The organism is Thalassospira lucentensis MCCC 1A00383 = DSM 14000, from assembly GCF_000421265.1.
Lineage (GTDB): Bacteria > Pseudomonadota > Alphaproteobacteria > Rhodospirillales > Thalassospiraceae > Thalassospira > Thalassospira lucentensis.
In genome coordinates, this window is the sequence record NZ_ATWN01000016.1 from 1 (window position 1) to 16531 (window position 16531).

At 53.2% G+C, this 16531-nt stretch carries 13 protein-coding genes and 1 tRNA gene; all 14 read right to left on the reverse strand.

Annotated elements, in window-relative coordinates; genetic code table 11:
• A partial coding sequence (locus K355_RS0122300; protein WP_022733139.1) for a GTP-binding protein occupies positions 1-522 on the reverse strand: 522 nt, incomplete at its 3' end.
• A 29-nt stretch (positions 523-551) separates the two neighbouring features.
• Positions 552-2633 (reverse strand): elongation factor G, encoded by a 2082-nt coding sequence (gene fusA, locus K355_RS0122305; RefSeq protein WP_022734387.1) that lies wholly within the window; start codon positions 2631-2633, stop codon positions 552-554.
• A gap of 27 nt (positions 2634-2660) precedes the next feature.
• Complete coding sequence (rpsG, locus tag K355_RS0122310; RefSeq protein WP_022734388.1) at positions 2661-3128, reverse strand: 30S ribosomal protein S7; 468 nt, start codon at positions 3126-3128, stop codon at positions 2661-2663.
• Between the two features lie 12 nt (positions 3129-3140).
• A complete protein-coding gene (gene rpsL / locus K355_RS0122315) occupies positions 3141-3512 on the reverse strand; it encodes a 30S ribosomal protein S12 (RefSeq protein ID WP_008892339.1) in 372 nt (123 codons plus the stop codon).
• Between the two features lie 370 nt (positions 3513-3882).
• Entirely contained in the window at positions 3883-8076 is a 4194-nt protein-coding gene (gene rpoC, locus K355_RS0122320) for a DNA-directed RNA polymerase subunit beta' (protein WP_022734389.1), read from the reverse strand.
• Between the two features lie 108 nt (positions 8077-8184).
• Positions 8185-12351, reverse strand: coding sequence for a DNA-directed RNA polymerase subunit beta (rpoB, locus tag K355_RS0122325; protein ID WP_022734390.1), 4167 nt, complete (start codon positions 12349-12351; stop codon positions 8185-8187).
• Between the two features lie 378 nt (positions 12352-12729).
• Entirely contained in the window at positions 12730-13101 is a 372-nt protein-coding gene (gene rplL / locus K355_RS0122330; protein ID WP_022734391.1) for a 50S ribosomal protein L7/L12, read from the reverse strand.
• 55 nt (positions 13102-13156) lie between these two features.
• A complete protein-coding gene (rplJ, locus tag K355_RS0122335; protein WP_022734392.1) occupies positions 13157-13675 on the reverse strand; it encodes a 50S ribosomal protein L10 in 519 nt (172 codons plus the stop codon).
• Positions 13676-13960: 285 nt separating this feature from the next.
• Positions 13961-14659 (reverse strand): 50S ribosomal protein L1, encoded by a 699-nt coding sequence (rplA, locus tag K355_RS0122340; RefSeq protein WP_022734393.1) that lies wholly within the window; start codon positions 14657-14659, stop codon positions 13961-13963.
• Between the two features lie 4 nt (positions 14660-14663).
• Positions 14664-15092 (reverse strand): 50S ribosomal protein L11, encoded by a 429-nt coding sequence (gene rplK, locus K355_RS0122345; RefSeq protein ID WP_022734394.1) that lies wholly within the window; start codon positions 15090-15092, stop codon positions 14664-14666.
• Between the two features lie 108 nt (positions 15093-15200).
• Positions 15201-15731, reverse strand: coding sequence for a transcription termination/antitermination protein NusG (nusG, locus tag K355_RS0122350; protein WP_022734395.1), 531 nt, complete (start codon positions 15729-15731; stop codon positions 15201-15203).
• Between the two features lie 4 nt (positions 15732-15735).
• The gene (gene secE, locus K355_RS0122355) at positions 15736-15933 is read right to left on the reverse strand and encodes a preprotein translocase subunit SecE (protein WP_022734396.1); all 198 of its coding nucleotides are present in this window, start codon (positions 15931-15933) and stop codon (positions 15736-15738) included.
• A 50-nt stretch (positions 15934-15983) separates the two neighbouring features.
• A tRNA-Trp gene (locus K355_RS0122360) sits at positions 15984-16059 on the reverse strand.
• A 132-nt stretch (positions 16060-16191) separates the two neighbouring features.
• Positions 16192-16531, reverse strand: a 340-nt coding sequence (locus tag K355_RS0122365; protein ID WP_022734397.1) for an EF-Tu C-terminal domain-related protein, incomplete at its 5' end; no start/stop codon positions are given.

Here is a 16531-nt window from a genome sequence, read left to right on the forward strand (position 1 = left end):
CGAGCCCTTGATGATCGGAATGTCGTCGCCCGGGAAGTCGTAGGACGACAGAAGCTCACGGATTTCCATTTCGACGAGCTCAAGGAGCTCTTCGTCATCGACCTGGTCAACTTTGTTCATGAAGACAACAAGTGCCGGGACACCAACCTGACGCGCAAGCAGGATGTGCTCACGGGTCTGGGGCATCGGGCCGTCTGCTGCCGACACAACAAGAATACCACCATCCATCTGAGCCGCACCGGTGATCATGTTTTTCACATAATCGGCGTGGCCCGGGCAATCGACGTGGGCATAGTGACGGTTTGCAGTTTCATATTCGACGTGCGCGGTCGAGATCGTGATACCACGAGCTTTCTCTTCCGGTGCTTTGTCGATCATGCTGTAATCCTGGAACGATGCGCCGCCGCTCTCTGCGAGAACTTTGGTGATCGCTGCGGTCAGCGTGGTTTTGCCGTGGTCAACGTGGCCGATGGTGCCGATGTTGACGTGCGGTTTTGTACGGGCAAACTTTTCTTTAGCCATTACTAACTCCGTTTATTCTGGCTTGGGCCTTAGCCGGCCGATTTGGCTTTGACTTCTTCAGCAACTGCTTGCGGAACGTCAGCATAATGATCGAACTGCATCACGAACTGGGCACGGCCCTGAGACATGGAGCGCAGCGTGTTGACGTAACCGAACATGTTCGCCAGCGGAACGAACGCGTTAACAACGCGCGCAATACCACGGGAGTCCATGTCACGGACCTGACCGCGACGGCTGTTCAGATCGCCAATGATGTCGCCCATATAGTCTTCCGGGGTAACTACCTCGACTTTCATGATCGGCTCAAGCAGCTTCGGTGAAGCTTTCTGCAGACCTTCTTTGAAAGCAGCACGTGCTGCGATTTCGAAGGCCATGACGCTCGAGTCAACATCGTGGTAGGCACCGTCGGTCAGCTTGATCGACAAGTCGGTAACCGGGAAGCCTGCGATCACGCCGCTCTGAAGCGAGCTTTCGAGACCTTTGGCAACACCCGGGATGTATTCTTTAGGAACGTTACCGCCAACAACACTATCAGTGAAGTTGAAGCCCGTACCCGGTTCGCCCGGCGTAAAGGTAAGTTTGATACGCGCGAACTGACCCGAACCACCCGACTGTTTTTTGTGGGTGTAGTCAACGTCGATCTCTTTCGAGATCGTTTCACGGTATGCAACCTGCGGCGCACCAATGTTCGCTTCGACTTTGAATTCACGCTTCATACGATCGACAAGAATGTCGAGGTGAAGCTCGCCCATACCCGAAATGATGGTCTGGCCGGATTCGTGGTCGGATTTGACGCGGAATGACGGATCTTCCTGTGCAAGACGCGCAAGAGCAAGACCCATTTTTTCCTGGTCGGCTTTCGATTTCGGCTCAACAGCGATTTCGATAACCGGATCCGGGAATTCCATACGCTCAAGGATGATCGGCTTGGCCGGATCACAAAGGGTATCACCAGTGGTGGTATCCTTCATGCCAACCAGAGCAACGATGTCGCCCGAGCATGCGTATTTGATTTCTTCACGGTTATTCGAATGCATAAGAAGCATACGGCCGATACGTTCTTTTTTCTCTTTAACAGAGTTCAGAACATAAGAACCGGCTTCGAGAACACCCGAATAGATACGCACAAAGGTAAGCGAACCGACAAACGGGTCACTCATGATTTTGAACGCAAGACCCGAGAACGGCGCATCGTCGTTCAGCGGACGTGAATCAGGCTCATCTTCGGTGTTCGGCTTAACGCCGCGAACATCGTCGATGTCATCTGGTGCTGGCATGTAATCGATAACAGCATCAAGAAGCGGCTGAACGCCTTTGTTCTTGAAAGCAGTACCGCAAAGAACCGGAACCAGTTCGCCTTTAAGCGTCCCTTTACGGAGGCACTTCTTGAGAAGTTCCTCAGACGGGATTTCGCCTTCAAGGTATGCTTCCATCGCGGCTTCATCGAAATCGATCGCCTGTTCAATCAGGGCTTCACGATATTCTGCAACCTGGTCTTTGAGCGAATCACGAACATCACGATATTCGAATTCTGCACCCAGGTTTTCGTCTTTCCAGACGACTTCCTGGTTTTTGACCAAATCGACAACGCCTTCGAATTCCATTTCGGAACCAATCGGCAGCTGCATGACAGCAACATTGGCACCGAGACGATCTTTCATCATCTGGACACAACGGAAGAAGTCAGCACCGGTACGGTCCATTTTGTTGACAAAGCACATACGCGGAACGTGGTACTTGTCAGCTTGGCGCCATACGGTTTCGGTCTGGGGCTCGACGCCGGAAACGGCGTCAAACACAGCACATGCACCATCGAGAACACGGAGCGAACGTTCAACTTCAATCGTGAAGTCAACGTGGCCCGGGGTATCAATGATGTTAATGCGGTTGTCTTTCCAGAAGCAGGTCGTCGCAGCAGACGTAATCGTAATGCCACGTTCCTGTTCCTGCTCCATCCAATCCATCGTTGCAGCGCCGTCGTGGACTTCGCCGATCTTGTAGGATTTTCCGGTGTAGAAAAGGATTCGCTCGGTAGTCGTCGTTTTACCCGCATCAATGTGTGCCATGATGCCGATGTTACGATACCGAGAGATCGGAGTGCGTTTTACCATAATCGACTCTTGATCCTAAGGTCTAGATTACCAGCGATAATGAGCGAAAGCCTTATTGGCTTCGGCCATACGATGGGTGTCTTCGCGTTTCTTGACGGCCGAACCACGGTTGTTGGCAGCGTCCATCAGTTCACCGGCGAGACGACCGACCATGGTCGTTTCGGAACGCTTGCGAGCAGCGTCAACCAGCCAACGAATGGCCAGTGCCTGACGACGTTCGGTACGAACTTCAACCGGAACCTGGTAAGTAGCACCACCAACACGACGCGAACGTACTTCAACGTTCGGCTTCACGTTGTCCATGGCTTCATGGAACTGCGACACAGGGTCGGAACCCTTGCCTTCGATGACTTCCAGGGCACCATAAACGATCTTCTCAGCGGCGGATTTTTTACCGTCGAGCATCAGACCGTTCATGAATTTAGTGAGAACCTTATCGCCGTATTTGGCGTCAGGTAATACTTCGCGCTTTTCAGCAGCGTGACGACGTGACATCTGAGCTGCTCCTTATTTCGGACGCTTCGCGCCGTATTTCGAACGACGCTGTTTACGGTCTTTGACACCCTGTGTATCGAGGGTACCGCGAATAATGTGGTAACGAACGCCCGGCAAATCCTTCACACGGCCGCCGCGAATCATCACGACAGAGTGTTCCTGGAGGTTATGGCCTTCGCCCGGAATGTAAGACGTTACTTCGTAGCCGTTGGTCAAACGAACACGGGCAACTTTACGAAGTGCCGAGTTCGGCTTCTTCGGGGTAGTGGTGTAAACACGAGTGCAAACGCCGCGTTTCTGCGGGCATGCTTCCAGTGCCGGAACCATATCGCGCTGGGTGCGCGGTGTCCGCTTTTTGCGGATCAACTGGTTAATAGTGGGCATTAACTTTCCCTTTTACTACAACGGACGCCACTAGGGCGTTGCTCTTATCGACGCACGACGAGCGACCGCGCGTCTTTGCACAAAGTACAAAAACACGCGCGGACGCCCATAAAAGCAGGAATTCCTGCCTCGACGGCCGTCAGAGTCGCACTCAAGCGATGGGGGGCAAAACCGCCCGCTACCGCACAAAACGGCACCGACACAGTTACACCCCCCGTGATTTGGTGGGCGCATATTAGTGACGGCCCCCTTTTGCGTCAAGCAAAACCCTCAAGGCCTTCGAGTTGGCGCTTCAAACGCCGAGACGAACCGGTGCGTCGATAAGATTTCCGGTTCGCCTCTGATTCTTTAACGTATTGGCGCGACGATGTTATTCGCCTGCCGGCAGTGAAGTCGTATCGGCATCGGCCTGCGGGCCAAAGTTGTCGCCGATTTCTTCTTCTGCCTCGATCTGTACCGTTTTGTCGCGTTCGGCAGCCAATGCACGGAAACGGTTCATCACCGCACCGGTACCAGCCGGGATCAAACGACCCACGATAACGTTCTCTTTCAAACCGATGAGTGTATCGGTTTTGCCCGAAACAGCTGCTTCGGTAAGAACGCGCGTGGTTTCCTGGAACGACGCGGCCGAGATGAAGGAATGCGTCTGGAGTGAAGCCTTGGTGATCCCCTGAAGGACCGGTGCACCTTCGGCCAGCTCGCCACCTTCTTTGACGGCACGTTCGTTTTCGGTATCAAAATCACCGCGGTCAATGATCTCGCCAACCAGAAGCGTGGTGTCACCGGTTTTGGTGATTTCCACTTTCTGAAGCATCTGACGCACAATGACTTCGATGTGTTTGTCGTTAATCTTAACGCCCTGCAGACGGTAAACTTCCTGGATTTCGTTGACCAGGTAATCTGCCAGTGCAGGTACGCCCATAACACGCAAGATATCATGCGGAACCGGCGAACCATCAAGGAGCTGATCGCCTTTTTCGACGAAGTCCCCTTCCTGAACGGCAAGATGTTTGCCTTTCGGGATCATGTATTCAACCGGTTCGGTCAGACCCGAGTCTTCGAGCGGATGCACGACGACGCGACGCTTGTTCTTATAGTCCTTGCCGAATTCGACGCGGCCCGGAATGTCCGAGATAATCGCGTGTTCTTTCGGTTTACGGGCTTCGAACAGCTCGGCAACACGCGGCAGACCACCGGTGATGTCACGGGTCTTCGAACCTTCACGCGGGATACGTGCAAGCACGTCACCAGCGTTAACTTTCTGACCGTTCTCGATCGAGAGAATAGCGTCAACCGATAGGAAGTAACGGGCTTCAAGACCGTTGTCCAGGTTGATGACCTCACCGTTTTCGTTACGCAGGGTAACGCGCGGCTTAAGGTCAGACGCCTTGGGCATGCTTTTCCAGTCGATAACCGTCTTGGCCGCAATACCGGTCGCTTCGTCATAGACTTCGCGAATGGTTACGTTCTCAAGAAGATCGACGTAGTTAACATACCCTTCTTTCTCGGTGATGATCGGAAGCGTGTACGGATCCCACTCAGCCAGTTTCTGGCCGCGAACGATCTGATCGCCTTCATCAGCAAGCAGTTTCGCACCATATGGTACGCGGTATTTCGCACGCTCGCGTCCGGTTTTGTCGATCAGCAGGATCTCAAGGTTACGCGCCATAACAATTTTGACGCCGCTTGAGTTCTCAACGACTGCACGGTTTTTCAGTTTAACCGTCGCATCGAAGTTTGCTTCAACCCCGGAAACCTCTGCGCCACGCTGTGCCGCACCACCAATGTGGAACGTACGCATGGTCAGCTGTGTACCCGGCTCACCGATCGACTGTGCGGCAATAACACCAACAGCTTCACCGATGTTGACCGTGGTACCACGTGCCAGGTCACGACCATAACAATGGCCGCAAACGCCGGTTTCGGCATCACAGGTCAGGACAGAACGGATACGCGCGGTTTCAACACCGGCTTTCTCGATCACATCAAGATGGTCTTCTTCGACCATCGCGTTTTTCGGAACGATGATTTCGCCGGTTGACGGGTTAACAATCTCGTCAGCGGTGAAACGACCCAGAATACGATCCGAAAGCGTTTCGATCACTTCGCCAGAATCGACAACCGCAGCGATATCGAGGCCACGTGCAGTTTCGCAATCATGCTGAGTGATGATGCAATCCTGTGCGACGTCAACAAGACGACGGGTAAGGTAACCCGAGTTCGCCGTTTTCAGTGCGGTATCAGCCAGCCCCTTACGGGCACCGTGAGTGGAGTTGAAGTACTCCTGCACGGTCAGGCCTTCTTTAAAGTTCGAAATAATCGGCGTTTCAATGATCGAGCCATCCGGCTTTGCCATCAGGCCGCGCATAGCAGCCAGCTGACGCATCTGGGCGGCAGAACCACGGGCACCGGAGTGGGCCATCATGTAAACCGAGTTTACATTATCGCCTTCGGCCGTAGCCGAGATGACTTTCATCATCTCTTCGGAAACGTCATCGGTACACTGCGACCAGGCATCAACAACTTTGTTGTATTTCTCACCACGGGTGATGAGACCATCCTGGTACTGCTGTTCGTATTCTTTGACCTTGTCGTGGGTTGCACCCACCAGAACTTCCTTGGCTTCAGGAATGATCATGTCATCCTTACCAAACGAAATACCGGCTTTACATGCCCAGTTGAAACCAAGGCCCATCATGCGGTCAGCAAAGATAACAGTCTCTTTCTGGCCACAGTGACGGTAAACGACATCGATAACGTTCGAGACGTCTTTTTTGGTCAGCAACTTGTTGATGGTCGAGAACGGAATGCGCGGATGACGCGGCAACAGTTCGGACAACAACATACGACCGGCGGTCGTTGCAACACGAACCGTGATCGGCTCATTGTTTTCATCAACCGTTTTGTAACGCGCATTGATTTTCGAATGCAGGTTTACGAAACCGGCATCAAGCGCCTGTTCGATTTCAGCGATATTGACAAAGGACATGCCCTCGCCCGGCTGACCGTCGCGTTCCATCGAGATGTAATAAAGACCAAGGACAATATCCTGGGACGGCACGATAATCGGTTTACCCGATGCCGGTGACAGGATGTTGTTGGTCGACATCATAAGCGTACGTGCTTCAAGCTGCGCTTCAAGCGACAGCGGCACGTGAACAGCCATTTGGTCACCGTCGAAGTCGGCGTTGAAGGCCGTACAAACGAGCGGATGCAACTGGATGGCCTTACCTTCAATCAAGGTAGGCTCGAACGCCTGAATACCAAGACGGTGAAGGGTCGGCGCGCGGTTCAGCATGACCGGGTGTTCGCGGATAACCTGTTCAAGGATATCCCAAACTTCGGCACGCTCTTTTTCCACCATACGCTTTGCAGCTTTGATGGTGGTTGCCATCCCGTACAGTTCCAGCTTCGCGTAAACGAAAGGCTTGAACAGTTCGAGCGCCATTTTCTTTGGCAGGCCGCACTGATGGAGTTTCAGGTTCGGACCCACGGTAATCACAGAACGACCGGAATAGTCGACGCGTTTACCCAAAAGGTTCTGACGGAAACGACCCTGCTTACCTTTAAGCATGTCCGACATCGATTTGAGCGGACGCTTGTTGGCACCCGTGATCGGACGACCACGACGACCGTTGTCAAACAGCGCATCAACCGATTCCTGAAGCATACGTTTTTCGTTACGCACGATGATATCAGGCGCACGAAGCTCGATCAGGCGCTTCAGACGGTTGTTACGGTTGATGACACGACGGTAAAGGTCGTTCAAATCAGACGTTGCGAAGCGGCCACCATCAAGCGGTACCAGCGGACGCAATTCTGGCGGGATAACCGGAATAACTTCAAGGATCATCCATTCCGGGCGCGCACCAGATTCCTGGAAGGCTTCGATCAGCTTAAGACGCTTGACCAGCTTTTTGCGTTTGGCTTCGGAATTGGTTTCCTTGAGGTCGATTTTCGCGGTTTCGCGTTCTTCATCAAGATCGATAGCCGCAAGCATATCGCGGATGGCTTCTGCACCGATACCGGCACGGAAGCTGTCTTCGCCATATTCTTCCTGGGCTGTCATATACTGGTCTTCGGACAGGAGCTCACCCATTTTAAGCGGGGTAAGGCCCGGTTCGATCACCACATAGTTCTCGAAATACAGAATGCGCTCAAGATCCTTGAGCGTCATGTCGAGCAGCAAGCCAAGACGGCTCGGCAGCGACTTCATGAACCAGATGTGGGCAACAGGTGCCGCCAGTTCAATGTGGCCCATACGTTCACGACGTACTTTGGCCAAGGTCACTTCGACGCCGCACTTCTCACAGATAATGCCGCGGTATTTCATACGCTTGTACTTGCCGCACAAGCATTCGTAATCCTTCACCGGACCAAAAATGCGCGCACAGAACAAACCGTCGCGTTCCGGCTTAAAGGTCCGGTAGTTGATGGTCTCCGGTTTCTTGATTTCACCAAATGACCAGGAGCGGATACGCTCCGGGCTGGCAATCTGAATCCGGATCTGATCGAAGCTCTGGGTGCCCTGCGGCTGCCCGAAGATCTTCATCAACTCGTTCATAAAGGCTCTCCCGCTATGCCCGGTCTCGCCGGGTTTCGCCAATTTCAGGCCGAAAGATGCGTAATGGCGACCGGGCTGCCCTTATGGACAGCCCGGCGCGCCAAACACTTAAAAGTCGTTCTGCTCAAGCTCAACATTGAGACCAAGCGAACGGAGTTCTTTAACGAGAACGTTAAACGACTCCGGAATACCGGCCTCAAAGGTGTCTTCACCACGAACGATGGCTTCGTAAACCTTGGTACGGCCCGAAACGTCATCCGACTTGACCGTAAGCATTTCCTGAAGGGTGTAAGCAGCACCGTAAGCTTCGAGTGCCCATACTTCCATCTCCCCGAAACGCTGGCCACCGAACTGCGCCTTACCACCCAGCGGCTGCTGGGTAACAAGTGAGTACGGACCAATCGAACGTGCGTGGATCTTGTCGTCGACCAAGTGATGCAGTTTGAGCATATAGATATACCCAACCGTCACCTTGCGATGGAATTTCTCACCAGTACGACCATCATAAAGGTCAACCTGGCCAGAACCATCAAGGCCGGCTTTTTCAAGCATACGAACAACATCAGGCTCACGGGCACCGTCGAAGACCGGAGTGGCCATCGGGACGCCGCGACGCAGGTTGTTGCCAAGCTCGATGACTTCACCATCAGACAGCTCTTTGATGCCAGCGATGTATTCTTCGCCTTCGTAGACATCATTAAGCTTGCCACGCAGGTCTTCCATCTCGCCACGACCGTCAGCAACAGCATCGACAAGTTCGCCGATCTGTTCGCCCAGACCACGTGACGCCCAACCAAGGTGGGTTTCAAGGATCTGGCCGACGTTCATACGCGACGGAACACCAAGCGGGTTCAGAACGATATCGACCGGCGTACCGTCTTCGAGGTGCGGCATGTCTTCAACCGGCATAATGCGCGATACGACACCCTTGTTCCCGTGACGGCCGGCCATCTTATCGCCCGGCTGCATTTTACGTTTAACAGCAACGAAGACTTTAACCATCTTCATCACGCCCGGCGGCAATTCGTCACCAGCCTGCAGTTTGTCAACTTTGTCATCGAAACGAGCCTGAAGAACAGCGATCGATTCCTCGAACTGTTTTTTCAGCGCTTCGATGTCAGACATCACCGCATCATCGGCAACCGCAATCTGACGCCACAAACCACGTGCAACACCCGAAAGGCTGTCTTCGGTGATTGCGCCATCAAGGCCCTTCGGACCATCGACAATCGTCTGACCAAGCAGAAGATTTTTCAGACGGCCATAGAAGTTGCGCTCAAGAATGGCACGTTCGTCATCACGGTCCTGTGCGAGACGTTCGATTTCCGAACGTTCGATTGCCAGAGCACGTTCGTCCTTGTCTACGCCACGACGTGAGAACACGCGGACTTCAACAATGGTACCGAACTGTCCCGGCGGGACACGCAACGACGTATCGCGAACATCGGATGCTTTTTCACCAAAGATGGCACGCAGAAGTTTTTCTTCCGGCGTCATCGGGCTTTCGCCTTTTGGCGTTACCTTACCGACAAGGATATCGCCCGGTTTGATTTCCGCACCGATGTAAACAATGCCCGCCTCATCGAGGTTTTTAAGGGCTTCTTCACCGACGTTCGGAATATCACGGGTGATTTCTTCCTGACCAAGTTTGGTATCACGCGCCATGACTTCGAATTCCTCGATATGGATCGAGGTATAAACGTCATCACGTGCAATACGTTCGGACAGAAGGATGGAATCCTCAAAGTTATAACCATTCCAAGGCATAAACGCGACAAGTACGTTACGGCCAAGGGCAAGTTCACCCATATCGGTACACGGACCATCCGAAATGATGTCGCCTTTTTCAACGACATCGCCAACTTTCACCAGCGGACGCTGGTTGATGCAGCTGCCCTGGTTGGAACGCTGATACTTCAGCAGGGTGTAAATATCGACACCCGATGCCGATGCAGCAATGTCACCAGTGGCCCGGATCACCATACGGGTCGCATCAACAGATTCAACAACACCATCACGGCGTGCGATCAGGGTTGCACCCGAATCACGTGCCACCGGAACTTCCATACCGGTCCCGACATACGGTGCTTCAGAACGGATCAACGGAACCGCCTGACGTTGCATGTTCGAGCCCATCAGTGCGCGGTTCGCGTCATCGTTCTCAAGGAACGGAATGAGTGCGGATGCGACTGACACCAGCTGCTTCGGCGAGACGTCCATAAGGTCGATCTCTTCGGAGCGGGCCATATAGTGGTCACCGGCTTTACGGGTGTTGATCAGTTCGTTGGCAAAGTTAAAGCCTTCGGTCAACGGTTCGTTGGCCTGTGCGATAACATAACGACCTTCTTCGATCGCCGAGAGGTAAATAACCTCTGCTGTCACATTGCCGTCGGCAACCTTACGATACGGGCTTTCGATGAAGCCGTACTGGTTGACACGGGCAAAGGTTGCCAGTGAGTTGATCAGACCAATGTTCGGACCTTCCGGCGTTTCAACCGGGCAGATACGACCATAGTGGGTCGGATGAACGTCACGAACTTCAAAGCCTGCACGCTCACGGGTCAAACCACCTGGTCCAAGCGCCGAAAGACGACGTTTGTGGGTGATTTCCGAAAGCGGGTTGGTCTGATCCATGAACTGCGACAGCTGCGAAGAGCCGAAGAATTCACGAACAGCTGCTGCAACCGGTTTCGCGTTGATCAGGTCATGCGGCATGACGTTGTCGATCTCGACCGAGCTCATACGCTCGCGGATCGCACGTTCCATACGCAGAAGGCCAACACGGAACTGGTTTTCCATCAGCTCGCCAACCGAACGCAGGCGACGGTTACCAAGGTGGTCAATATCGTCAATCTCGCCACGACCATCTTTCAGGTCTATCAGAACACGGACGACTTCCAGAATGTCTTCGCGACGCAGGATACGAACCGTATCCGGGCATTCCAGGTTCAGACGCGCATTCATCTTCACACGGCCAACGGCCGACAGATCATAACGCTCTGAGTCAAAGAACAGGCCCTTGAACATTGCTTCCGCACCCTCAAGGGTTGGCGGCTCGCCAGGACGCATCACGCGATAGATGTCCACAAGGGCTTCTTCGCGATTGCTGTTCTTGTCGAGTGCAACGGTGTTACGCAGATACGCACCGACATTGTTGTGATCGATCATCAACAAGCGAACGGAATTGACATTCCATTCCTTGAGCTGCTCGAACACTTCTTCTGTCAGTTCGTGACCGGCTTCTGCCAGAATCTCACCGGTTTCGCCATCAATCAGGTCGTCTGCCATGAACCAGCCGTTAAGCTGCTCTTCTGGCACGAGGATCTGTTTGACACCGGTTTCGGTGATTTTAACCGACGAACGCTTGGTGATTTTTGAACCAGCCGCTGCGACAACTTCGCCGCTTTTGGCATCAACAAGATCGTGAACCAGCTTCTGACCGATGTAACGCTCGGCATTGAAATCGGTTACCCAACCATCTTTGGTGCGGCGGTATTCTGCCGACTCATAGTAATAGTTGAGAATCTCTTCCGGGGTGAGGCCTTCGATTTCCGACGGATCGACAGAGCGCCCTTCTTCGGCACGCTGTGCACGCAGCTTCTCGGACTCTTCATTTTCAAGAGCCATAAGCAACGTGGTCGCCGGCAGTTTGCGGCGACGGTCGATACGGACGTAAAGAACGTCTTTTGCGTCGAATTCAAAATCGAGCCACGAACCACGGTAAGGAATGACACGCGCAGCAAACAGATATTTGCCTGAGCTGTGGCTCTTCCCTTTGTCATGGTCAAAGAAGACGCCCGGCGAGCGGTGCATCTGTGAGACGATTACACGCTCAGTGCCGTTGACGATAAAAGTACCGTGCAACGTCATGAGCGGCATGTCGCCCATATACACGTCTTGCTCTTTGATATCACGAATAGAACGGGCACCCGTGTCTTCGTCGATATCCCAGACAACCAGGCGCAGTGTTACACGCAGCGGTGCGGCAAAAGTCATGCCTCGCTGGCGACACTCTTCGGTATCGTATTTCGGCTGCTCAAGCTCGTACGAAACGAATTCAAGAGTTGCGCGTTCCGAAAAATCTTTAATCGGAAAGACGCTCTTGAAAACTTCCTGAAGACCTGCATCGTCCCGCTGCTCCTGCGGGGTCCCGGTCTGCAAAAACTTATCGTAGGAATTCTTTTGAACCTCAATGAGGTTCGGGAGCGGAGCGACTTCGCTGATCCGTCCAAAGCTTTTGCGGATGCGCTTTCGACCAGTAAAGGACTTATCCATCATCGTTCCTTTAATCGCGCCTCCCCACACCGTCCGAACTCGTTCGTCGTTGTAATGCTGTGTTTCCGACTTGCGCAAAACGCATACAGCACAACGACGCCCGAGCCCCGTACGGGGCGGGCGTTCACTTGATTATGACCGTGGATGTTATGTGACATCCAACTTGAATGAGATCACTGATCCCTCGGCTGTCGACGCCGTCAAAGATAACCTTTGACCTAAACAGCCTACCGTTATGTACGATTACCTTTGGCAGCGTCAACCGTTAAATTCCTGTTCGCGTCGCTGCATCACCCGTAACACAATTGCCCGGAGCACAGAGACGGATGGGTCGGCGCCCAAAGGACACCGACCCAGACCTTGGCAAGAAGCCGTCGATTATTTAAGTTCGACGGAAGCGCCAGCTTCTTCAAGCTTCTTCTTGATTTCTTCAGCTTCGTCCTTCGAAGCGCCTTCTTTGACGGCTTTCGGAGCACTTTCAACGAGTTCTTTGGCTTCTTTGAGGCCAAGACCGGTGATTGCGCGGACTTCTTTGATGACGTTGATTTTCTTGTCACCAGCAGCAGTCAGAACGACGTCAAATTCGGTCTGTTCTTCAGCGGCTTCAGCAGCAGCGCCGCCAGCAGCAGCAACAGCAACCGGAGCAGCAGCAGAAACGCCCCACTCTTCTTCGAGCATTTTGGAAAGTTCTGCAGCTTCGATAACGGTGAGCTTGGAAAGCTCTTCAACGAGTGCCTTAAGATCGGCCATGTGTATAACTCCTAGGCTTGAACTTGGATATCATCAGATATCTTGGATAATTGGTTTACGCGGCTTCGCCTTTGTCGGCGTATGCCTTCAGCACCTGGGCGATCTGTCCAGCCGGCTTGGAAGTCAGCGTAGCGATACGCTGTGCCGGGGTCTGGATCATACCAACCATTTTCGCACGGAGTTCGTCCAGCGACGGCAGTTCTGCCAGAGCTTTGATGCCCTGTTCGTTCAGAACCTGTTCGCCGATAGCACCAGCAACAAGAACAAGCTTGTCATTGGTTTTTGCGAACTTCGCAGCTACTTTTGCGACTGCGGCCGGATCGGCTGAATAGCCAATCGCGGTCGGGCCAGTGAAGTAATCTGCAAGACCAGCAAATTTGGTGCCTTCCAGAGCAAGTCGCGTAAGCCGGTTTTTGGTGACCTTGAAGCCCGCACCAGATTCACGCATCTGTGCACGAAGAGCGGTAATTTCTGCGACCGTCAACCCTTTATACTGGGTAACGACCAGACCTTCCGCAGCTTCGAACACTTCGCGCATTTCTGCTACGAACTGTTGTTTTTCATCGCGGTTCACTTTTAGTCTCCGACGTTGCTTTTTGCCCTGAACCCCACAAGGAGGTTCACAGACGCGACCAGTCCTTTCGAACCGGTCTGTGACGCCCGTCCGTTTGCCAGATGTCCAAGCCTTTTGTGATGCCCCATACGGGGAAAACTAAGAACCGGAACCTCTGCCTATGCAGGAGATTAAGAGCAACGAATGTCACTCACCTGCAGTCTGGGACAGACAGGTAGAGAGGGCTATAACCACCCTCTCCGGTCCTGACCGACCCCTTGGGATCGGTCAGAATTCGAGAATTTCTTATTTAGACGCGATGTCAGGGATCGACAATTTGACGCCAGCACCCATGGTGGAGCTGATCGCCGCACGCTGAAGGTAGATACCTTTTGCGCCAGCCGGTTTCGCTTTAACAATCGCACCAAAGAATGCTTTTGCATTCTCAAGGATCTGTTCTTCGCTGAACGAAGCCTTGCCGATACCTGCATGTACGATACCGGTTTTCTCTGCACGGAACTGAACCTGGCCAGCTTTTGCATCGGAAACGGCGGTCGCAACATCCATGGTAACAGTGCCGAGTTTCGGGTTCGGCATCAGGCCGCGCGGGCCAAGCACCTTACCGAGACGACCGACAACAGCCATCATGTCCGGGGTTGCAATAACGCGATCGTAGTTCAGATCGCCCTTCTGCATTGCTTCCATCAGGTCTTCAGCGCCAACAGTGTCTGCACCAGCTTTAAGGGCTTCTTCTGCTTTGGCGTCTTTTGCGAAGACGGCGACGCGCATGGTTTTACCGGTACCATGCGGAAGCGAAACAACACCACGGACCATCTGGTCAGCGTGACGCGGATCAACACCAAGGTTCATGGCAATTTCGATGGTTTCATCGAATTTTGCTTTTGCACCTTCTTTGACGAGTTTGACAGCAGCTGCCAGCTCGTACTGGGTGTTACGGTCGATGCCCTCATAGGCCTGGGCAAGGCGTTTACCAGTCTTGGCCATCGTCTTACTCCACAACCTCAAGACCCATCGCACGGGCAGAGCCCTCGATCATTGCCATCGCGCCATCAACGTCAAATGCGTTGAGGTCAACCATTTTGGCTTCTGCGATTTCTTTGACCTGTGCTTTGGTCACTTTACCAACAAAACCTTTACCGGTGGTCCCGGAACCTTTGGCAATGCCTGCTGCCTTTTTCAGGAAGTAGGATGCCGGTGGGGTTTTGGTGACAAAGCTGAATGAACGGTCGGAATAAACGGTGATGACGACCGGAATCGGCATCCCTGGTTCCATCTGCTGGGTCGCTGCGTTGAACGCCTTGCAGAATTCCATGATATTCACGCCGCGCTGACCAAGAGCCGGACCGACAGGCGGTGACGGATTGGCTTTGCCGGCGGGAATCTGCAGCTTAAGATAGCCGTCGATTTTTTTCGCCATTAGAGTACCTCTTACAGAAGCGCGCGGTACGGTCATGGCTGACCTCCCGCGCTTTAAAAGCTGCCTGCGTATACAAGCAGCGACTTCAATTTACAAGATCGTTTTTTCTTAGAGCTTCTCGACCTGGGTATATTCCAGCTCGACCGGAGTTGAACGACCGAAGATCGAAACAGACACCTTAAGGCGTGAACGTTCTTCATCAACTCCTTCGACGATACCGTTAAACGATGCAAACGGACCGTCGGAAACACGGACTTCCTCGCCAACCTCGAACGAGATGGTTGGCTTCGGACGATCAACACCTTCCTGAACTTGATGCAGGATATGCTGAGCTTCCTTTTCGGAAATCGGCATCGGCTTGCCACGGCTACCGAGGAAATCGGTGACCTTGGCGGTGTTTTTGACCAGATGCCAGCTTTCGTCAGTGAGATCCATCTTCAGCAGGACATATCCCGGGAAAAACTTCCGCTCGGAATTGACCTTTGCGCCGCGACGCATCTCAACAATTTCTTCAGTCGGAACCAGAACCTCGAGAATCTCGCCTTCAAGACCTTTCTTGATGGACTGCTCGCGGATCGACTGGGCGACCTTTTTCTCAAAACCAGAATGAACGTGAAGCACGTACCAGTGATGCGCCATGTGCTTAACCCCCAACACCAAAGACCAGCTTAACACCCCATGCGAGGAGCTGATCGACAACAAAGAAGAAAACAGACGCAAGAGCAACCATCACGAAAACCATAATGGTTGAAACGGTCGTTTCCTTACGGGACGGCCACGAGACCTTTTTTGCCTCGGTGCGGACCTGCTGTACGAATTGTGCTGGCGACGTTTTTGCCATTGTTGGGGTTACACCGCTTTCTAATACTTTGTTTCACGACCCGGAAAAATTGGCAGGAGAGGAGGGACTCGAACCCCCGGCACTCGGTTTTGGAGACCGATGCTCTACCAACTGAGCTACACTCCTACAAGATCGACAGAAAGTTGAAAAGCTTATCTTCTTTCTGGCTCATCCCTGCCCGGGCGGCAGGGTGTGCGGGCGGTTTATATCCGCCCGCACATCCAAGATCAAGCACTCAATCGTGCAAAATCCTAAAAATTACTCGAGGATCTTGGCAACAACGCCCGCGCCGACGGTACGACCGCCTTCACGGATTGCGAAACGCAGACCTTCGTCCATTGCGATCGGTGCAATGAGTGTTGCGGTCATCTGAACGTTGTCGCCCGGCATTACCATTTCGGTGCCAGCAGGCAGCTCAATCGAACCGGTGACGTCAGTTGTACGGAAGTAGAACTGAGGACGGTAGTTCGAGAAGAACGGCGTGTGACGGCCACCTTCATCCTTCGTCAGGATGTAGGCTTCTGCTTCGAATTTGGTGTGCGGGGTGATCGAGCCAACGTGTGCCAGAACCTGGCCACGTTCGACGTCTTCACGTTTG

Bases quoted from the DNA above. Each gene is read 5' to 3' on its own strand.
- nusG (WP_022734395.1), bottom strand. From the start codon at position 15,731: ATGGCGCATCACTGGTACGTGCTTCACGTTCATTCTGGTTTTGAGAAA.
- rpoB (WP_022734390.1), bottom strand. From the start codon at position 12,351: ATGGATAAGTCCTTTACTGGTCGAAAGCGCATCCGCAAAAGCTTTGGA.
- rplK (WP_022734394.1), bottom strand. From the start codon at position 15,092: ATGGCGAAAAAAATCGACGGCTATCTTAAGCTGCAGATTCCCGCCGGC.
- rpsL (WP_008892339.1), bottom strand. From the start codon at position 3,512: ATGCCCACTATTAACCAGTTGATCCGCAAAAAGCGGACACCGCGCACC.
- rpsG (WP_022734388.1), bottom strand. From the start codon at position 3,128: ATGTCACGTCGTCACGCTGCTGAAAAGCGCGAAGTATTACCTGACGCC.
- rplA (WP_022734393.1), bottom strand. From the start codon at position 14,659: ATGGCCAAGACTGGTAAACGCCTTGCCCAGGCCTATGAGGGCATCGAC.
- rplL (WP_022734391.1), bottom strand. From the start codon at position 13,101: ATGGCCGATCTTAAGGCACTCGTTGAAGAGCTTTCCAAGCTCACCGTT.
- rpoC (WP_022734389.1), bottom strand. From the start codon at position 8,076: ATGAACGAGTTGATGAAGATCTTCGGGCAGCCGCAGGGCACCCAGAGC.
- fusA (WP_022734387.1), bottom strand. From the start codon at position 2,633: ATGGTAAAACGCACTCCGATCTCTCGGTATCGTAACATCGGCATCATG.
- secE (WP_022734396.1), bottom strand. From the start codon at position 15,933: ATGGCAAAAACGTCGCCAGCACAATTCGTACAGCAGGTCCGCACCGAG.